This is a genomic window from Jeotgalicoccus sp. ATCC 8456, assembly GCF_016313225.1.
Lineage (GTDB): Bacteria > Bacillota > Bacilli > Staphylococcales > Salinicoccaceae > Jeotgalicoccus > Jeotgalicoccus marinus.
In genome coordinates, this window is sequence record NZ_CP066224.1 from 184308 (window position 1) to 205808 (window position 21501).

General features: G+C 38.2%; 18 protein-coding genes. All 18 read left to right on the top strand.

Annotation, left to right across the window (positions count from 1 at the left end):
* Nucleotides 1-10 precede the first annotated feature (10 nt).
* Nucleotides 11-862: an acetyl-CoA carboxylase, carboxyltransferase subunit beta gene (gene accD / locus JEM45_RS01055; RefSeq protein ID WP_026866857.1), complete on the top strand. Its 852-nt coding sequence runs from the start codon at nt 11-13 to the stop codon at nt 860-862.
* A gap of 2 nt (nt 863-864) precedes the next feature.
* Entirely contained in the window at nt 865-1812 is a 948-nt protein-coding gene (locus JEM45_RS01060) for an acetyl-CoA carboxylase carboxyltransferase subunit alpha (protein ID WP_198687561.1), read from the top strand.
* A gap of 153 nt (nt 1813-1965) precedes the next feature.
* Nucleotides 1966-2925 (top strand): 6-phosphofructokinase, encoded by a 960-nt coding sequence (pfkA, locus tag JEM45_RS01065; protein WP_166626913.1) that lies wholly within the window; start codon nt 1966-1968, stop codon nt 2923-2925.
* Nucleotides 2926-2937: 12 nt separating this feature from the next.
* Complete coding sequence (pyk, locus tag JEM45_RS01070) at nt 2938-4698, top strand: pyruvate kinase (protein ID WP_198687562.1); 1761 nt, start codon at nt 2938-2940, stop codon at nt 4696-4698.
* An 18-nt stretch (nt 4699-4716) separates the two neighbouring features.
* Nucleotides 4717-5466: a hypothetical protein gene (locus JEM45_RS01075; RefSeq protein ID WP_166626775.1), complete on the top strand. Its 750-nt coding sequence runs from the start codon at nt 4717-4719 to the stop codon at nt 5464-5466.
* A 378-nt stretch (nt 5467-5844) separates the two neighbouring features.
* The gene (citZ, locus tag JEM45_RS01080; protein WP_198687563.1) at nt 5845-6960 is read left to right on the top strand and encodes a citrate synthase; all 1116 of its coding nucleotides are present in this window, start codon (nt 5845-5847) and stop codon (nt 6958-6960) included.
* Nucleotides 6961-6977: 17 nt separating this feature from the next.
* Nucleotides 6978-8243, top strand: a complete 1266-nt coding sequence (gene icd, locus JEM45_RS01085) for an NADP-dependent isocitrate dehydrogenase (protein WP_166626774.1) — start codon at nt 6978-6980, stop codon at nt 8241-8243.
* 97 nt (nt 8244-8340) lie between these two features.
* Nucleotides 8341-9915, top strand: coding sequence for an AbgT family transporter (locus tag JEM45_RS01090; protein ID WP_026866864.1), 1575 nt, complete (start codon nt 8341-8343; stop codon nt 9913-9915).
* Nucleotides 9916-10047: 132 nt separating this feature from the next.
* A complete protein-coding gene (polA, locus tag JEM45_RS01095) occupies nt 10048-12651 on the top strand; it encodes a DNA polymerase I (protein WP_198687564.1) in 2604 nt (867 codons plus the stop codon).
* A 9-nt stretch (nt 12652-12660) separates the two neighbouring features.
* The gene (gene mutM, locus JEM45_RS01100) at nt 12661-13524 is read left to right on the top strand and encodes a bifunctional DNA-formamidopyrimidine glycosylase/DNA-(apurinic or apyrimidinic site) lyase (protein WP_166626772.1); all 864 of its coding nucleotides are present in this window, start codon (nt 12661-12663) and stop codon (nt 13522-13524) included.
* A gap of 5 nt (nt 13525-13529) precedes the next feature.
* Nucleotides 13530-14123, top strand: a complete 594-nt coding sequence (gene coaE / locus JEM45_RS01105) for a dephospho-CoA kinase (RefSeq protein WP_026866867.1) — start codon at nt 13530-13532, stop codon at nt 14121-14123.
* 69 nt (nt 14124-14192) lie between these two features.
* Nucleotides 14193-15200 (top strand): type I glyceraldehyde-3-phosphate dehydrogenase, encoded by a 1008-nt coding sequence (gene gap / locus JEM45_RS01110; RefSeq protein ID WP_156889157.1) that lies wholly within the window; start codon nt 14193-14195, stop codon nt 15198-15200.
* 80 nt (nt 15201-15280) lie between these two features.
* Nucleotides 15281-15700, top strand: coding sequence for an antibiotic biosynthesis monooxygenase family protein (locus tag JEM45_RS01115; protein WP_198687565.1), 420 nt, complete (start codon nt 15281-15283; stop codon nt 15698-15700).
* 120 nt (nt 15701-15820) lie between these two features.
* Nucleotides 15821-16291 carry a transcriptional regulator NrdR gene (gene nrdR, locus JEM45_RS01120; RefSeq protein WP_198687566.1) on the top strand — a complete coding sequence of 157 codons (471 nt, stop codon included), beginning with the start codon at nt 15821-15823 and terminating at the stop codon, nt 16289-16291.
* Nucleotides 16281-17603: a replication initiation and membrane attachment family protein gene (locus tag JEM45_RS01125; RefSeq protein WP_026866871.1), complete on the top strand. Its 1323-nt coding sequence runs from the start codon at nt 16281-16283 to the stop codon at nt 17601-17603. Before nrdR ends, JEM45_RS01125 begins: the two co-directional genes overlap by 11 nt.
* Nucleotides 17604-17611: 8 nt before the next feature.
* Nucleotides 17612-18532, top strand: coding sequence for a primosomal protein DnaI (dnaI, locus tag JEM45_RS01130; protein ID WP_166626771.1), 921 nt, complete (start codon nt 17612-17614; stop codon nt 18530-18532).
* Nucleotides 18533-18825: 293 nt separating this feature from the next.
* Nucleotides 18826-20757, top strand: a complete 1932-nt coding sequence (thrS, locus tag JEM45_RS01135) for a threonine--tRNA ligase (protein WP_198687567.1) — start codon at nt 18826-18828, stop codon at nt 20755-20757.
* Nucleotides 20758-20953: 196 nt separating this feature from the next.
* Complete coding sequence (gene infC / locus JEM45_RS01140) at nt 20954-21484, top strand: translation initiation factor IF-3 (protein ID WP_156889158.1); 531 nt, start codon at nt 20954-20956, stop codon at nt 21482-21484.
* Nucleotides 21485-21501 lie beyond the last annotated feature (17 nt).

Here is a 21501-nt window from a genome sequence, read left to right on the forward strand (position 1 = left end):
AGGTGTAGGAATGCTAAGAGATATATTTTTTAAGTTAAATAAAAAAGCGACAGATGAGCAGGGCAAAGACGGTTTAATAGAGCAAGAAAAAATTATGACCAAATGTCCAAATTGTAAAAAGATATTGTATTCTAAAGATCTTCACAAGCGTTTAAACGTATGTTCTAATTGTGATTATCATTTACCGATAACGAGTACAGATCGAATGGAAGCTTTACTTGATGTCGATACTGAGGAACGTCTTTTTGAAAATGTGACTTCTTCAAACCCGTTGAAGTTTCCTAATTATGATGAAAAACTAAAATCTGATAAGGAAAAAACAGGACTCAATGAAGCCCTTGTCGTTTCCCATGGGAAGATTATGGGCAATGATGTTGTTGTCGCAATAATGGACCCTAGATTTAGAATGGGGAGTATGGGTTCAGCATTAGGGGAAAAGCTTGCACGTAGCTTTGTCTATGCAACAGAGCATAGACTACCTGTCATTGTCTTCACTGCAAGTGGTGGTGCGAGAATGCAAGAAGGTATTCTTTCCTTAATGCAGATGGCTAAAGTCAGTGTCGCTTTAGAAAGACATAGTGAAGCTGGGCTCTTGTATATTTCATATATGACAAACCCGACTACTGGTGGCGTGTCGGCATCATTTGCCTCTGTTGGTGATATTAATATCGGGGAGTCAGGTGCCCTAATCGGCTTCGCTGGCCGTCGTGTTATTGAAGAAACCATAAAAGAAAAATTACCAGATGATTTCCAGACTGCTGAGTTCCTACTCAAGCATGGTCAATTAGACGAGGTCGTTAACCGTACCCATATGAAACGCTATCTCGGTACAATCTTAAAAATGCATAAAGAGGTGGTGTAAATATGGCTTTTGACTTTGAGAAACCTATTGGTGAGCTTGAAAATAAGATTAAAGAACTTGAAAAATACGCACATAAAAATAAATTAGATTTAAAAACTGAAATTAGCTTTTTGGAGAAGAAAGTGAAGGATAAGAGAGCGGAAATATATTCAAATCTAACACCTTGGCAACGTGTCGAAATTGCAAGATATATTAAACGTCCAACTTCTAAGGAGTACATTGCTGCTTTATTTGATGATTTTATCGAGTTAAAAGGTGATAGAGCTTATAGCGATGACAATGCGATTATTGGTGGTATTGCAATGTTCAATGGTCGCCCTGTGACAGTGATCGGTAACCAAAGAGGGATGGATACTAAGGACAACATTGCCAGAAACTTTGGTATGGCACATCCAGATGGTTATAGAAAAGCGTTAAGATTGATGAAACAGGCAGAGAAGTTCAATCGTCCGGTCATTTGCTTTATTGATACGAAAGGCGCTTACCCAGGTAAGGCAGCTGAAGAACGTGGACAAAGTGAATCTATTGCAAGAAATCTCGTTGAAATGGCAGGACTCACTGTACCGGTGATTAGTATTGTTATCGGTGAAGGTGGTTCAGGTGGTGCTTTAGCACTCGGTGTATGTAATCAACTGTACATGCTTGAGAACTCGACCTACTCAGTTATTTCACCAGAAGGTGCGGCATCAATTCTCTTTAAAGATGCATCACTAAAAGAAATCGCAGCAGAATCACTTAAGATCACAGCGGATGATCTTCTAGAATTAGGTGTCAGTGATGGCACGATTGAAGAACCTCCAGGTGGGGCACATAACGATAAGACTTTTGTGTTCAATGAAACTGAGAAAGTACTGAAAAATGCCCTAGAAGAATTGACACAACTCGATGGTGAACACCTTGTAAATCAAAGATTCGAAAAATATATGGCAATTGGTCAATACGAAGAATAATGAGTCGATTTTATTAATAATCCGTACGTTATTAAGTTTGAGTATAAGAAGCTCTAACATTTAACGTATGGATTTTTAATTTTATATTCTTAAGAATAGACCACACTTAAGGTCTGTGCTATGTTTAAGATGACTAAGAAATGGGTGATTCTATTGAAGAAGATTGCAGTATTAACAAGTGGTGGAGACGCACCTGGTATGAATGCAGCCATCCGTGCTGTGGTGAGAAAAAGCATCTATGAAGGTCTTAAGGTCTACGGCGTATCTCATGGATATCAAGGCTTAATCAATGGGGATATAAAGGAGATGTCACTGGGTGATGTAGGCGATATTATACATAGAGGTGGTACGGTCTTATATTCAGCCCGGTCTGAAGCCTTTAAGACAGTTGAAGGACAACAAAAGGCGGTTCAAAATCTAAAGGATTTTGGTATTGAAGGCGTTGTTGTCATTGGTGGTGACGGGTCTTACAGAGGTGCAAGTGTACTTTCAGACTATGGCATCAAGGTCATTGGCATTCCTGGAACAATTGATAACGACATTCCCGGTACAAATGAAACAATAGGTTATGATACGGCATTAAACACCATTGTAGACATGATCGATAAAATCCGTGATACTGCCACGAGTCATGAACGGACCTTTATTGTTGAAGTGATGGGAAGAGATTCTGGAGAACTTGCCTTAAATGCTGGATTAGCAGCGGGAGCTGAAACAATTTTTATACCTGAAAGAAATACGAAGATGTCTGATGTGGCGGACAGAATACAGGCAGGGCTCGACCGAGGTAAGAAACATTCCTTAATAATTGTTGCAGAAGGCGTAATGACTGCAGAATATTGTAGCGTGGAGTTAGTAAAGTATATTAATATAGAAACTAGGTTAAGTGTACTTGGACATATTCAACGTGGTGGTAAACCTTCTGCAAAAGATAGGGTACTCGGTTCACGATTTGGTGCATATGCGGTAGAGTTACTACTCAATGGACAAAGTGAAATTGGGACTTGTATCAAGGACAATCAACTATCTACGGTCACACTCGACTATGTACACGAGCATGAAAAATCTTATAATAATTCTATTTATCAGCTTTCAAAAGAACTATCAATCTAGGGGGAAACTATAATGAGAAGTACTAAAATCGTATGTACAATTGGACCTGCTTCAGAATCTGAAGAAAAGCTTGAACAAATTATTTTAGCCGGTATGAATGTGGCACGTTTGAATTTTTCACATGGTGACCATGCGGAGCATCTTGCACGTATTGAAACGATTCGTAAAGTTGCTAAAAGGCTGGATAAAACCGTCGGGATCTTATTAGACACCAAAGGTCCAGAAATTCGTACACACAGTATGGAAAATGGTTCAGTTGAACTAGTAAAAGGTGAAACAATTGAAGTTTCGATGACTGAAGTGTTAGGTAATAAAGATCGCTTCTCAGTTTCTTATGAAGGTTTGATTGATGATGTTCAGCCTGGCGACTTTATTTTACTCGATGATGGCTTAGTTGAACTACAAGTCGAGAGTATAAATAAAGAAGAAGGTATTATTACAACGACGATAAGAAATAATGGTATTTTGAAAAATAAAAAAGGCGTAAACGTGCCTGGAGTTAGTGTGAACTTACCTGGTTTAACTGAAAAGGACAAAGCTGACGTTAAGTTTGGTATCGAACAAGGCGTTGATTTTATTGCTGCAAGTTTCGTACGTCGTCCACAAGACGTATTAGAAATAAGAGAATTACTTGAAACGCATCAAGGTGAATACATTAAAATTATTCCTAAGATTGAAAACCAAGAAGGCATTGAAAACATTGATGAAATCCTTAAGATTTCAGACGGTATCATGGTTGCTCGTGGGGACTTAGGTGTAGAAATTGCACCGGAAACAGTGCCGATGAAACAAAAAGAATTGATTAGGAAATGTAATCTAGTCGGTAAACCAGTAATTACAGCTACACAAATGTTAGATTCGATGCAACACAATCCACGTTGTACACGTGCTGAAGCAAGTGATGTTGCGAATGCGATTTACGATGGTACAGATGCTGTAATGTTAAGTGGTGAAACAGCTGCTGGAGATTATCCAGTTGAAGCGGTACAGACAATGGCGAAGATTGCTGAGTCCTCTGAACAAGCACAAGATTACAAGAAATTATTATCTGACCGAACAAAATCAACACAGACAAACATGGTGACTGCCTTAGGCGTATCTGTGGCACATACTGCATTAAACTTAAGTTGTAAGGCGATTGTTGCAGCAACGGAAAGTGGTCACACAGCAAATATGATTGCGAAATATAGACCACATTCAGATATCGTTGCGGTAACACCTTATGATCATGTAGCTAGACAGCTAAACTTAGTATGGGGTGTGCATCCAATTGTTAAGGTGGGTCAAAAGAATACAGATGATCTATTAAATACTTCAGTAACTGCTACGCTTGAAAAAGGTTATGCAAATGAAGGTGATTTAATTATTATTACTGCAGGCGTACCAGCAGGTCGAGCAGGTACAACTAACTTAATGAAACTTCACGTCGTTGGTGATACATTGATTAAAGCACAAGGTATTGGTACGAAAAGCGCAGTAGGAGAAGTTGTTACAGCTCGTAATTTCAGTGAATTAGAGAAGAAAGATACGACAGATAAGATTGTCGTTGTTCAATCTGTCGATGCATTGATGACACCGCTGTTAATTAAAGCAGCAGGGCTTGTAACTATAGAAGGTGGACTGACAAGTCAAGGTGCAATCGTTGGCCTGAACCTAGAATTACCAACTATTGTCGGAGCGACTGATGCCTTTGATGTCTTACAAGATAAAATGCTTGTGACACTTGATAGTGAACAAAGCGTCGTCTATAGTGGACATGCACACGTGTTATAAAGATTAGAGGTGTAAGAGATGAAGAAGACGCTCAGTATATTATTTCTTAGCATGTTCCTTTTAGCTGCATGTAATGCAGGTGGGAATAATGGAGAACAAGAGAACAGTGAACAAGATGAATCAGCAAATGATGCTGAACAAACAGAAGAATCCGCTGGCAATGACAGTGAGATAACAGCAGACCAACTGATTCAAAATGCCGTCAGTAACAGTGAAGGTGTTTTATCTTACACTGGGAATCAGGAATTCACTGTAGAACAAGGTGAAGAGACTACAAGTTTTCAAAGTGTCATCAATTATGATGATCAAAATGAGATGAAACTATCGGTTGATCATGATGGACAAGTGACATCTCACTACATGATTGACGGTTCACATTATATTTATGACAACAATCAATTAAACGAAGTGGACAGTACAGATTCATTAGAAGCGAATAGCTACGAGGCGGTAGTCAGCAGTTTATCTGACTATCCAGCTGGGGAGTTAAGCAGTCTAGAAGAAGGCTACGCGATTACTGTCAACATTGATGATATGTCTACCATAGAACCACTTTTAAACGAAAGTACGAGTGAAATCGCATCATCATTTGACAGTGTCAATGGGACACTGCAGTTGTACTTTGATGCAGAAGAACGCTTTACCGGTAGTCAGTTAGAAGCGACCGTTACAGGAGAAGGCGAAGAAGCGACAATTCAAGCAGCTGCTGATTATACAAATATTGGCGGCATCGAGGCAATCGAAATTCCACAAAATTTAAATGAATAGGTTATTTGATAGGTAGGACTCTTTTGAGCTCTACCTTTTTTGTGTTTAGGTGATTATCGAGAGTATCGGGTCGCTGTGGTACTGACAGCGGTCTGTTAGCTGAGTATCGGGTCGCTCTGATATTGATAGTAGATCGCTACAAAATAACAACTTCAAAATATAAACTTATTCTTATTAATTATTATAAGATAATTAATTTCAACTTATGGATGTGTTAAAATAAATATAATGGGTATAGAAAACAAGAAGTGATAAGTGTTGACGAGTATTTTTGAATATTATTTCACAAAAATGATTGAAATTACTCGAATATCATAACTGTCACAATTTTGTTATACTTGCCTTAAACATTCTGTTGCATATATAGGAGGGGGATTTATGACTGGAAACAGCGGTTTAGAAGGTGTTGTAATTGGTGAATCTAGAATCAGTTCAATTATCGGCACACAGCTGACTTATTGCGGTTATGAAATTGATGATTTAGCAGAAAATGCAGAATTTGAAGAGGTTGTCTACTTATTGTGGCATGATAAGCTACCAAATTCTGAAGAGTTATCAAACTTTAAGAAGGAATTGTTTAATCATGCACATCTTACAGATGATGCAAAAAACTTCTACAAAACTTTTGTAGATAAATCAGTCCATCCGATGAGCGCTTTACGTACGGCAGTTTCATTGTTATCTCATACGGATGAACGTGCAGAAGAACAAGTTGAGGAAGCGACTTTACTTAAAGCAATTCGCATTCAAGCGAAGATTCCTTCAATTGTTGCGGCTATCGCACGTACACGTCAAGGTTTAGGTGTAATTGATCCGAATCCGGATTATGGTTATGCAAAAAACTTCTTGTACATGTTAAATGGAGAAGAGCCGACTGAAGTACAAATTGAAGCGATGAACAAAGCGCTAATATTACATGCAGACCATGAAATTAATGCATCAACATTTGCAGCTCGTGTCATCGTTGCTACACTATCAGATATGTACTCAGGTGTCACTGGTGCAATTGGTGCACTTAAAGGACCATTGCATGGTGGAGCCAATGAGAAAGTGATGGCGATGCTTGAGGAAATCGGTTCTCTAGATAAGGTCGATGACTATATCGAGGAAAAATTAGCAAACAAAGAAAAAATTATGGGTATTGGTCACCGTGTTTATAAAGATGGTGACCCACGTGCGAAGTATCTAGAGGATATGGCACGTCGTCTTACTGAAGAAAATGGAGAACCTGAACTTTACGAAATGTCAGTTAAAATTGCAGAAATTATCGAACGTAAAAAAGGGCTCTTACCAAATGTGGACTTCTTTAGTGCTTCGGTTTACCACTCTTTAGGTATCGAACATGAATTGTTCACACCAATCTTTGCGGTAAGTAGAACTTCAGGTTGGATTGCTCACATTTTTGAGCAGTATGAAAACAATCGTTTAATCCGTCCACGTGCGGAATACAACGGTTATACAGATAGAAAATACGAACCAATCGAAAACAGATAAGATACGGGGGTAAAAAAATGGCAGGAAAAAAGATTGAAACTAAAAATGGTGTATTAAATGTACCAAACGAACCGATTATACCTTTCATCGAAGGTGATGGAATTGGACCAGATATCTGGGCAGCAGCAAGTCGTGTAATCGATGCAGCTGTTGAAAAAGCTTATAATGGTGAAAAGAAAATAGAATGGACAGAAGTACTTGCTGGACAAAAGGCATTTGACCAAACTGGTGAATGGCTACCTCAAGAAACTTTAGATAAAATCGATGAGTACCTCATCGCAATTAAAGGACCGTTAACTACACCAATCGGTGGTGGTTTCCGTTCTCTAAACGTAACATTACGTCAGGAGTTAGACTTATTCGCTTGTCTAAGACCAGTTAGACATTACAGTGGTGTACCATCTCCGGTTAAACACCCTGAACACTGTGATATGCAAATCTTTAGAGAAAATACTGAAGATATTTACGCAGGTATAGAATTTAAAGAAGGTACGCCAGAAGTTAAAAAAGTTATCGACTTCTTACAAGATGAAATGGCTGTTGAAAATATTCGTTTCCCAGAATCATCTTCAATCGCAATTAAACCAGTATCAAAAGAAGGTACTGAGCGCTTAGTACGTTCTGCTATTAACTATGCGATTGAGCATAACAAACCATCTGTTACACTTGTTCATAAAGGTAACATCATGAAATTCACAGAAGGCGGATTTAAGAACTGGGGTTATGAACTCGCACGTACTGAATTCAAAGATCAGACATTTACTTGGGCTGAATATGATGAAATTGTAGAAAAAGAAGGTAAAGATAAGGCGAACGAAGTTCAAGACCAAGCGGTTGCTGACGGCAAGATTATCATTAAAGATTCAATTGCCGACATCTTCTTACAACAGATTTTAACGCGCCCTAAAGAGTTCGATGTTGTTGCAACAATGAACTTAAACGGGGACTACATTTCTGATGCACTTGCTGCACAGGTAGGTGGTATCGGTATTGCACCTGGTGCAAACATTAACTATGAATCAGGTCACGCAATCTTTGAAGCGACTCACGGTACTGCACCGAAGTATGCTGGACAAGATAAAGTAAACCCATCATCTGTTTTACTTTCAGGTGTGTTGATGTTAGAACACTTAGGTTGGCAGGAAGCTGCTGACTTAGTGAACAACGCCATTGAAAAAACGATAGCTAAAAAAGTTGTAACTTACGACTTTGCTCGTCTAATGGACGGCGCAACAGAAGTTAAGACTTCTGAATTCGGTGATGCATTAATTGAAAATATGTAATCTTCATTGAATTGTATAGAACTTCATATTATACTTGAAAGGGCTGTCATGGGATGACAGCCCTTAATTTATTTTATCAAATGGGAGGATTATTCTCGTGGAAGATTCAAACAAGAAGCATGGATTGTTTCAGAAATTCCTAGATTTTGTCGAGTGGCTCGGTAATAAATTACCACATCCAGTGACTCTATTTATCTTGCTTGCTTTACTTACTTTAGTCGCTTCGACATTATTTTCTGTCCTAGGTGTATCTGTTACACACCCAGGAGAAGGTAACGAGACGGTTACTGTTAACAACTTATTAAACGCTGAGGGTATCAGTTACATATTTGAAACGATGACTGATAATTTCATAAATTTCGCACCGCTTGGTGTAGTATTAATGACGATGCTTGGTATTGGTGTTGCTGAGCGTTCTGGTTTAATCGGTGCGGCTTTAAAAGGTTTTGTGTTATCGATTCCAAAAAACTTAATTACTGCAGGTCTAGTGTTTGCTGGTATTATGTCGTCAGTAGCGTCTGATGCTGGTTATGTTGTTTTACCACCACTTGGTGCACTACTCTACCTTGCTTTAGGTAGACACCCACTAGCAGGTTTAGCAGCTGCATTCGCCGGTGTATCTGCAGGATTCTCTGCAAACTTACTCTTAAGTGGTACAGATGTAATGCTCGCAGAAATTACTGTTGCAGCAGCATCAGTAATAGATCCAGCATACGCAGATACGATTAATGTCGCGATGAACTGGTACTTCATTGCTTTAAGTGTGTTCTTACTGACATTAGTCGGTTGGTTTGTATCTGCTAGAATTGTTGAACCGCGTTTAGGTTCATTCAAAATGACTAAGGAACAAGAAGAAGAGTTAATGGGTGAAGAAACTGATGATATGCAGACACTTAAACCGGTTGAGAAAAAAGGTTTAATCTGGGCTGGAGTATCAGTAGTTATCAGTTTTGCCTTAGCCTTACTATTAGTTGTTCTACCAAACTCACCAATGCGTGGATCAGATGACTTAGGTAACTACATGGATACGATTATCCAATCACCATTCATGAGTTCACTTGTACCAATTATTGCGATTCTTTTCTTCGTTCCAGGTGTCGTGTACGGTATCGTAACGAAGAGTATTAAAAACGATAAGGACGTTGCCGGTCAAATGAGTGATACGATGGCGTCTATGGGTATGTTTATCGTTTTAGCATTTGCAGCAGGTCAGTTTGTTGCATACTTCACAGAATCTAACCTTGGAATCGTAATTGGTGTTTACGGTGCTGAATTATTAGAAAGTATGAACTTAACGGGTATTCCACTCTTAGTTGGCTTTATGTTAATTACAGCACTAATTAACCTGTTCATTGGTAGTGCAAGTGCGAAATGGGCTATGATGGCACCAATCTTCGTACCAATTCTAATGCAATTGGGTTACTCACCAGAGATGACGACGATGGCATATCGTGTTGCAGACTCTAGTACAAACATCATTACACCATTGATGACGTACTTTGCAATTATTATTGCCTTTGCTCAAAAATACGATAAGAATATCGGTATCGGTACATTGATTTCAGTGATGTTACCATACTCAATTTTCTTCTTTGTATTCTGGGCAATCATGTTGATCGTATGGAGCCTACTTGGTATGCCACTCGGTCCAGATTCACCAATACTTTACTAACATAAATATGTTACTTATAGTAGATGTTATGAATGCACCTCTTGTTTAATACAGGAGGTGTATTTTTATTTGGCTAAACCCTATAATGAACGGTATACTTTAAAATAAGAATGCAATTCAAAGGAGACTATTATGGCGAAATTAATTCTCATGGACGGTAATAGTATCGCATTCCGTGCATTTTACGGATTGCCACTGTTAACGAATAAAAGTGGCTTGCATACCAACGCTGTATTTGGCTATGCACGCCTCTTAGAAAAAGTAATCAAAGAAGAGAATCCAGACTATTTCTTAGTGGCATTTGATGCCGGTAAGTCTACTTTTCGACATAAGCAATACGAGGAATATAAGGGTGGCAGACAGAAGACACCACCTGAATTAGGGGAACAGTTTGCGCCGATTAGAAAGTTAATTGATGCATATGGTATAAAACGTTTTGAACATGAAGACTATGAGGCCGATGATATTATTGGTTCATGGACAAAACTTGCAGATGAAGCAGGCTTTGAAACGATTGTCATAACAGGTGATAAGGACTTAACTCAACTCGCATCTGATCATACTAAAGTTTACATTACTAAAAAAGGTGTCACGGACATTGAAGTATATACACCTGAACATGTTGCGGAAGTGTATGATGGTTTAAAGCCAGAGCAAATCATAGACTTAAAAGGATTGATGGGAGATAAGTCAGACAATATCCCAGGTGTGCCAGGTGTAGGGGAGAAGACAGCAGTCAAACTCTTGAAAGAACACGGTAGTGTTGAAAATGTAATAGAAAATTTAGATCAGGTCACTGCTAAAAAGTTAAATGAAAATTTAAGCAACAACAAAGATATCGCCTTATTAAGTAAGGAACTTGCTACAATATATCGTGAGATGACTTTTGACTTTAACCTTGAAAGTCTGAAATTTAAAAATGAAGATTCAGAAGAGAAATATGACTTGTTTAAAGAGATGGAGTTCAATTCGCTCTTAGATAATATGGAAGCGACAGAAGTCGATGAAGTTGAAGCTTTTACTGCAAAAGAAACAGATCATCTTAATGACTTTTCAAAAGATATCAGTGTATTTTTAGAAGTTCATGGTGATAATTATATTAAATTAAAACCGGAATTTATCAGTATTACAGATGGTGAACATGTATTTGTAAAAGCTATTTCAGAAATCGATAACAAAGCTTTGGCTGAGTTTTTACATTCTAGGGAATCCGTAAATACCTATGATTTAAAAAGACAAATCGCACTTTTACATCACTTAGATATTGATTTTGAGGACTTTACCGAAGACATAATGCTCGCTAGTTTTCTCATTAATCCATCTAAGAAAATCATCGATGTTGCTGAAACAGTTGCGGACTTTAACATTTCTATCAATAGCGATGACTTCCACTACGGTAAGGGCCGTAAGAAAAAGACACCGACAGAAGAAGAAACGCTTAACTTTTTAGCGGATAAGGTCCAAGCCATTCATCAAGTTAAAAATGTAATGACTGATAAGTTAAAAGCTGATGAGATGTATGATTTATGGCATGATCTTGAAATTCCGCTATCTAAAGTATTAGTTCAGATGGAATTAAAAGGTATAAAGGTAGAAAAAGAGCGCCTAGAAAAAATGGAGGCAGAACTTGCCGGTCAGCTAGAGGAAATTGAAGCTAAAATATATGAACTTGCTGGTGAGACTTTCAATATTAATTCTCCAAAACAACTCGGTGTTATTCTATTTGAGAAGCTCGAATTACCTGTAATTAAAAAGACAAAGACCGGTTATTCAACGGCAGTGGATGTACTTGAACAACTACAAGATAAGCATGAAATCATTGAATACATCTTACACTACAGAACGATTTCCAAGCTACAGTCTACCTATGTTATTGGTCTGCAGAGTGAAGTTTCTGAGGACGGTCGCATTCATACGCGTTTTAACCAGACCTTAGCTCAGACTGGACGCTTATCTAGTATTGAACCAAACCTACAAAACATACCGATTCGTTTAGAAGAAGGTAGAAAAATTAGACAAGCCTTTGTGCCAAAACAGGCAGGTAATGTCTTACTCGGACTCGACTACTCGCAAATTGAGTTGCGTGTACTTGCCACAATTACTAAAGATGAATCAATGATGGAAGCCTTTACCAATGACATTGATATCCATACGAAGACTGCCGTGGAGGTCTACGGCGTTGATTTAGATGATGTTACGCCTCTCATGAGAAGAAATGCTAAAGCAGTAAACTTTGGGATTGTTTACGGCATTAGTGACTATGGACTGAGTCAAAATCTTGGTATTACAAGAAAAGAAGCTGGGCAGTTTATTGAGACATATTTGAATTCATTTAAAGAAGTGAAGACCTTCATGCATGATGTGGTTCAAGATGCGAAAAGAGATGGTTATGTAACGACGCTCTTACACAGACGCCGCTATTTACCTGATATAAATAGCCGTAATTTTAACGCGCGGTCATTTGCTGAAAGAACAGCAATGAATTCACCGATTCAAGGGTCAGCTGCTGATATTATTAAACTTGCAATGGTCAAGTTTGCTAATAGTGAAGCAGCGAAGGACTTTGATGTTGAATTGCTCTTACAAATCCACGATGAATTGATCTTTGATATTCCAGAAGACCAAGTTGAAGCATTCATACCAATAATTACTGAAATTATGGAAGATGCTTTAGATATTGGTGTACCACTGAAAGTGGATGCGGGCTATGGTAAAGATTGGTACGAAGTAAAGTAGGTGTAGCAAATGCCGGAATTACCGGAAGTTGAATTGGTAAAAAGAGAATTAGACCCCATACGTAGTCTAAAGATTAATGATGTAGAATTATCTCAGTATATTTATAAGGGATACGTGAGTGGAAAGCGGACGATTGTTAAAGAGGACTTAGATCACTTTATAAACAAAGTAAAAGGTAAGACGATTATTCATACTGGTCGGCGTGGTAAATATCTGTACTTTTTATTATCAGATGAATATGAGACGACCCATCTGGTCAGCCATTTGGGAATGTCAGGTGCCTATTTTGTAGTGAATCAGCTTGATGATATTCAAGAGATTAACTTCAAAAAACATGCTCAAGTTATTTTCTCACTTGATAACGGACAAAAATTGATCTACTCAGACATTAGACGATTCGGTGAGATGCATACGCATGATCAGTTAAGTGAGTTTCCTCCATTTATGAGAATGGCACCAGAGTATACTGATGAACTTAGTCAGGCACACTTTATAGAGACCTTAAGAACGAAGCGATTTAGTGAAAAAGCTATAAAAGCAGCAATTATGGATAGTAGTGTGATTCCAGGTGTCGGTAATATTTACGCCGTTGAAAGTCTGTACTTAGCGCATATTTTACCGACTAGAAAGGTTAAAAACGTTTCAAATAAACGACTGAATGAACTTTTCGATAAAATTACTGAAGTCTTTGAACTTTCCTTATCACACGGGGGTTCAACGATTTCTGACTACCGCAGTGTTACAGGTGGAAAAGGTGAAATGCAGCACAGTTTCAAGGTGTACGGGCGAGACACTTGTCCGCTTGGTCACCCTTTAAAAACGAAAGTGATCAATACTAGAAACACATACTATTGCACAACTTGTCAGAGGTGACCGAAATGTATAAAGTAATTGGCTTAACTGGCGGCATTGCGAGCGGTAAAACGACGGTCAGTAACTACTTAAAAGATCAAGGATTTACTGTGCTTGATGCTGACGTTTACTCCAGAAAGACAACTGAAAAAAATGGGCCTGCAATTCCCGAAATCATTGAAGAATTTGGTGAAGATATCGTCGATGAGTCAGGGAATTTAAACCGAAAAAAACTTGGTAACATCATCTTTAATGATGAGGGAAAGCGGAAGAAATTAAATGCCATTGTACATCCTTTAATTCGTCAGATGATGAATAGTGACGAAAAGAAATTTAAAGAAAAAGGTCATGTCTTTTTAGATATTCCACTCTTATTTGAAAATGGTCTCGATTCACGATGCGATCTTATCCTAACGGTTTACGTGGACCGAGAAGTTCAAATTGAGCGTCTAAGTGAGAGAAATAATCTCAACCGCTCCGATGCGGTCTCAAGAATTGATAGTCAGATGCCTTTATGTGATAAGGCGAGTAAAAGTGATATCGTCTTTGACAACAACGGTACACTTGATGAGTTGTATGAACAGGTTAATAAATTTTTAGAGACATTAAAAACTATGTGAAAACGCGTTCAATGATAGCTTTAAATGTGTTATACTATTTATGAAAAATGAACTTTTAAAGGAGCTCTAGTGATGAAAAAAGTTGCAATTAATGGTTTAGGTAGAATTGGTAGAATGGTCTTCAGAATCGTTAGCGAATCTGAAGAACTTGAACTTGTTGCAGTTAACGCGACACACCCTGCAAGTACTATGGCACATCTTATTAACTACGATTCAACTCATGGTAAATGGGACAAGCATGTTGAAGTTTCAGGCGACAACTTACTTGTTGGTGGTAAAGAAGTCATTGTTACAAGTGACCGCAATCCTGAAAACTTACCATGGAAAGATCTTGGCATCGATGTTGTTATCGAAGCAACAGGTGTGTTTAACCATGGAGACAAAGCACAAGCACATATTACTGCGGGTGCTAAAAAAGTCTTACTTACAGGACCATCTAAAGGTGGTAACGTACAAACACTCGTACGCGGTGTAAACTGTGCGACTTTAGATACGTCATCATATGATGTTTTCTCAAATGCTTCATGTACGACGAACTGTTTAGCACCAGTTGCTAAAGTATTGAACGATGAGTTTGGAATCGACAATGGTCTCGTGACAACAGTTCACGCTTATACAAATGACCAACAAAATCTCGATAACCCGCACAAGGACTTACGTCGTGCGCGTTCAGCTGCAGAGAATATTATTCCAACATCAACAGGTGCTGCAAAAGCAACTGCACTTGTTTTACCTGAACTTGAAGGTAAATTAGATGGTATGGCACTTCGTGTACCTGTACCAAACGTATCACTTGTTGACCTAGTTGTAGATCTTAAAAAAGAGGTCACTAAAGAAGAAGTCAATGAAGTATTCAAAAAACATGAATCAGATCAAATGAAAGGTATTCTTGGTGTAAGTGAACAACCATTAGTATCTAGAGATTTCAATACAGATCCACGTAGCTCAATTGTTGACGCTGACCTTACAATGGTTATGAATGGTAACAAAGTTAAAGTACTTTCATGGTACGATAATGAGTGGGGCTACTCAGTGAGATGTGTTGAACTTGCTGAAATGATTGCTAAAGATATTTAACAAATTCGACATGGGAGAGCAGCTGAGACTGCTCTCTTTTTTTTGTTATAATAGAAGTAACAAATAACGGAGGTAGAGACATGAAACTTATCAATTCAGACGGTCAGAATACAGTACTCGAACTTAATGAATCCAGTGTGACTTATAAGGATGATACTTACGATATCATCATCCACGACGGTGATATTTCACAAGCTGGTCACATTGCGACGAATAACTTTGTCGTAAAACCGGATCATGTTGAGACACTCATTGAACGCTTCTCTAACCGTAAAGGAAATGTCGACAATTACCAAGGGTTTACTGGCTTCATGCTCATTAAAAATGAACAAAAACTCACTGTTTTAACAGGCTGGAAGACAATAGAAGACTTCAATGCTTGGGTGAATTCTGAAGCCTTTCAAAACTCTCATGTTAAGAAAGAAAATCGTGTTAAAGAAAAAGGCAGTGAGCATCTAGAAGCAATGCCAGTTAGAGAAAATTACACAGTAGAAGCTTAAGTATTACTTACAAACGGTAAATTCCGAGGTGCTCGGTGTTTATCGTTTTTTACTTTTTAAGTTTATGTACTTCAGTGTTATAATAGGTTAAGTATTTATATCAAAAGAGGTGAACATCATATGAGATGTCCAAATTGCAGACATACCAGTTCAAAAGTTGTGGACTCGAGACATGCAGATGAGATGAATGCAATTCGCCGTCGACGAGAGTGTGACAACTGTGGGGCACGTTTTACAACTTTTGAAAGAATGGAACTGTCACCCTTAATTGTAATTAAAAAAGATGGGACGAGGGAAGTGTTCGACCGAGCAAAAGTACCTGATGGTCTTTTAAAAGCTTGTGAGAAACGGGCCATTCCCTATGAAGAAATAGAAAAACGTGCTGATAATGTAGAAGCAACTTTAAGAAATTTAAATAAATCAGAAGTTTCATCAAATGATATTGGTGAATCTGTTATAGACGAACTCATTACACTCGATCAAGTCGCGTATGTTCGCTTTGCATCAGTCTACAGAGAATTTAAAGATATCGATCAGTTGATGGATATCGTGAAAAATCTTGAAAAGGGTAAGACCGATAATGAAATTTAATGACCGTCTAAAACCAAACACGGAATTTATTGTCTATAAATCATTTAGGTTGTCAGAGGATCAATACGATATTTTAAGTATGATATATTTGCCACTGATTGGACCGACAACTTTTTCAATCTATATGTATTTACACCAATCTACAAGGCAGACAGAACCTTTAGATATTAGATTCCATAGAGAATTTATGGATGAATTGTCCATGACCTTAACTGATTTTGAAGGTGATCTTGATAAACTAGAGGCAATTGGTTTGCTTAGAACTTACGTTTCAAATGAAGCACATTCAGACCGTTTCATTTACAGGCTCCAACAGCCACTGACAGCTGAAGAATTCTTTAAGGATCCTATGTTGTCTATGTATCTCTATAGTCAGGTCGGTTCTGAGAAATATAATAGTAAAAAGAAAGAACTGACATATCCTTCATTACCAGATGATCACACAGAGGTGACTAAAAAGTTCACTGATGTTTTTCACCATACGAGCCAGGAAGGGTTTAGGGTTTCAAATGAGAACTTTAAACAGAATGACAAAAGCCGTGGACCGACTATTGATCTAGATGATTTTGACTTCGAGGTATTGTTCACTCACCTTAAGGGTACGAGAATAGATAAGCAGTTTTTCTCTAAAGATGTTAAGAAGTTGATTGTACAACTGAGTCAATTATTTAATCTAAATGCCTATGATCTTAAACAGGTTTTACTGCAGTCAACGAGCCCACAATTTGGGATTGACCAAGAACAGTTAAAGCGAGAAGCGAGAAAATATTATCAAAAAGAATACGGTAGAGTCGTACCGACCTTTAAAACATCGACTGATGACCAGGTAGAAGATGACGATCTCGGTTATCTGGAAAATTTAGATAAGGTAAGTCCACTTGATCGAATTAATGATTTAAGAAATTATAAACCTTCCGAAAATGATCTTAAAGTGGTCACAGAAGTGATCACTAAAACAGGTTTAGAAAATGGAGTCATCAACATGCTCTTAGAGTATACATTTCAAATGAAAGACGGGGACCTACCGCTTCGTTATGTGATGACGATTGCTGAAAACTGGGAAAAAGAAGGTTATAGAACAGCGGCTGAGGCTTATAAATCGATTATGGACTTTCGTGAGGCTAAGGTTCAGGAACAGTCTAAATATAAGAAACAAAGATTTGCTCAAGGTGAAACAGATCCATCTTGGTTAAAAGAGAAGAAAGAGAATACTAAGAGAAAACCAGAAACAAAAAAAACTGATGAACCACCAAAAACTTTAAAAGATGATAAGAGTTTTAGTGATTTAATTAAAAAATTTAGAGAGAATTAGGTGAGTCGATGGAACCCTTAAGTAACTATTTAAAAAACTCACAAAAGATAGCTGAAAATAATGAAAGAATCTATGAAGAAGTAGTCAATCATCCGAAGATGCAGGCATTTATGCATGAACATGAAGGTGAAATCACGCGTTCAATGATCCAAAATGATCTGATGATTCTTAAGCATTATATCAATCAAAAAAACGAATGCGAACCTACTGAAAATGGAAAGTGTAAGAGTCATCCCGACGGCTATATCTTTAACTTAGAAATTCGACAAGGGCGCTTCAATATGGTCTATAAAAAATGCCCAGTTAGAAAAAAATACGAAGAATTCCTAAAGAGAGAAAGCCTAATCCAAAGTTTTCATATTCCACGTGATGTCCGAGAAGCGACCTTTGAAACGATTTACTTAAATGATGACCGACGTGAAATTTTAGAAAATGCTATTGGACGTGCTGCAAAAATTGCACGTGGTGAGGACTACCGTGGACTTTATATATATGGTGAGTTTGGTATTGGTAAATCTTATATACTTGGCTGTATTGCCAATGAGCTTAAGGAAAAGTCCATCTCTTCTATGATGATTTACGTCCCGGAAATTTTAAGAGACTTAAAAGCTGGATTTAACGATGGGTCTTCAAATGCACGTTATGAAGCTATAAGAAACGCCGAAGTTTTAATCCTCGATGACCTTGGTGCTGAAGATGTAACGGCTTGGTCCAGAGACGAAGTAATCACAAGTATTTTAAACTATCGTATGGTGGAGCAACTCCCGACCTTTATTAGTTCTAATTTTGCGATTGACGAGCTTAAAGGACGCTATAGTTATACAAAAACAAATGGCAGAGAAGAGACTAAGGCACTCCGTATGATTGAGCGTATTCGTGCCTTGTGTGAAGAAGTGAAACTTACTGGTGACAACTTAAGACAGTCATAGCTTGATTTACATTAAAAATCGTGTATAATGAATCTTACATTTCATTAATGTATCCAAAGGACAAGACAATTTTTATAAGTTTATTTTAGAGAGTGTATGATGTGCTGAGACATGCATATAAACTGCGGATTGTTACTACCTTTGATTTTGTTTCCTTAATCGGAAGCCGGCCTGGACCGTTATCTCCAAGCTGAGGCATACTGTTGTATGTGAATCAGGGTGGTACCGCGTAAAAACGCCCCTATATTTTATATAGGGGCGTTTTTTTATTTAAATTTGAAAGGATGATTAAAATGACTGAACAAATTGAAATTAGATTTCCAGATGGTAATGTAAAATCTTTTAATTTTGGTGTAACTGCTGAAGAAATTGCCGCATCAATTAGTCCTGGATTAAAGAAAGCATCACTAGCTGCTAAAGTGGATGGTGAACTTTTTGATTTGACACGCCCCTTAGAACAGGGTGCAGAAGTTGAATTGATTACAAACAAAAGTGAGGAAGGATTAGAAATTCTCCGTCATTCTACTGCACACCTTATGGCGCAAGCACTAAAACGCCTTTATGGTGATGTACATTTCGGTGTTGGACCAGTCATTGAAGAAGGTTTCTATTACGACTTCGACATCGATAAAAATATCTCATCAGAAGACTTTCCTAAAATTGAAAAAGAAATGAAACGTATTGTCGATGAGAACATTCCGATTGAGCGTAAAGTTTTATCGAGAGATGAAGCAAAAACTTTCTTTGAAAATGATCCTTATAAACAAGAACTCATCGATGCCATTCCTGAAGATGAGCTCGTTACAGTCTATAGCCAAGGTGAATTTACAGACCTGTGCCGCGGCGTACACGTGCCACGCACTTCTAAGATCAAGGTCTTTAAGTTACTTTCTACAGCAGGTGCTTACTGGCGCGGGGACTCAAATAACAAGATGCTACAACGTATTTACGGGACAGCATTTTTCGATAAAAAAGAATTATCAGCCTATATGGACTTACTAGAAGAGCGTCGTGAACGTGATCACCGTAAGATTGGTAAAGAGATGAAACTCTTTGAGAACAACCAACTTGTCGGTGCTGGCTTACCACTTTGGCTACCAAATGGGGCGACAATCCGTCGTGAAATCGAACGCTATATTGTGGATAAGGAAGTGTCACTTGGCTACAATCACGTCTACACACCGATTATGGCAAACTCTAACTTATATAAGACAAGTGGACACTGGGATCACTATCAAGACGATATGTTCCCACCGATGGAAGTGGGTAATGAAGAGCTTGTGCTCCGTCCTATGAACTGCCCGCACCATATGATGATTTATAAAAATGAACGTCACTCTTATCGTGAATTGCCAATTAGAATTGCAGAACTTGGTATGATGCATCGCTATGAAGCGAGTGGGGCAGTGAGTGGTTTACAACGTGTACGTGGTATGGTCTTAAATGATGCACACGTCTTCGTTCGCCCAGATCAAATTAAAGAAGAATTTATTAGGGTCGTTGAGTTAATCCAAGAAGTTTATAAAGACTTCAAGATTGAAGATTATAAATTCCGCCTGAGTTACCGAGATCCAGAGGATAAGGAAAAATACTTCGACGATGACGATATGTGGCAACGCGCGGAAGCAATGTTAAAAGAAGCGGTCGACGAAATGGGTCTGACTTACATTGAAGCAGTCGGTGAAGCGGCCTTCTATGGACCAAAGCTAGATATCCAAGTTAAAACTGCCCTAGGTAAGGAAGAAACACTATCAACTGTACAACTCGATTTCCTCTTACCAGAACGTTTTGACCTGACTTACATTGGTAAAGACGGGGAAGAACATCGTCCAGTCGTAATTCACCGTGGTGTTGTTTCCACAATGGAACGCTTTGTTGCCTTCTTAACAGAAGAATATAAAGGTAACTTCCCTTTATGGCTTGCACCAAATCAAGTGGAAATCATTCCAGTAAACGTCGATCTTCATTACGATTATGCTAGAGAAATCTATGATGATATGAAGAGCCAAGGAATCCGTGTCCACATTGATGACCGTAATGAGAAGATGGGCTATAAGATTAGAGACGCTCAGATGAAGAAAATTCCTTATCAAGTTGTTGTCGGTGACCAAGAGAAAGACAACTCTGAAGTCAACGTGCGTAAGTACGGTGAAGAGAAACAAGAATCACACGATAAAGAAGAATTTGTATACCAGCTAGTTGATGAAATTAGATTGAAAAAATAAAATTGACAATCCGAAACTCTTCGTGTATAGTATTAAGAGTTGAAAGAAACGGACAAGTTGAAGCTCCCGCTTCACACCCTTGAACGCTTGAGTGACTGGGTAAATTGGGAAAGAGATGCAATAACTATTGTATCTCTACTTCTGAAGCGGGTGCATGATGATGCACTCGCTTTTTTGTTCGTTAAATATTATGGAGGTGCTAAACATAGCTAAAGATCAAACACTGATCAATAACCGTATTCGCGCTAAAGAAGTTCGTTTAATCGGTCCTGATGGTTCACAGATGGGAATCAAAGACACTAGAGAAGCGATGGAAATCGCAGAGAGAGCAAATCTCGATGTTGTTTTAGTCGCTCCGAATGCTAAACCACCAGTTGCACGTATTATGGACTACGGCAAGTATAAGTATGAGCAACAGAAGAAAGAAAAAGAAGCTCGTAAAAAACAAAAGGTCATTAACCTTAAAGAAATTCGCTTATCACCAACGATTGAAGAACACGACTTTAATACGAAATTAGGTCATGCAAAAAAATTCCTTGCTAAAGAAGACAAGGTAAAAGTTTCAATTCGCTTTAAAGGGCGTGCAATTACGCACAAGGATATCGGTCGTAAAGTACTTGAGCGCTTCGCTGAAGCACTTAAAGAAGACGGTCAGATTGAACAGCGTCCTAAAATGGAAGGTCGTTCAATGTTCCTAGTCGTTGCACCATTTCAGGACAAAAAATAATATATAATCGGAGGGTT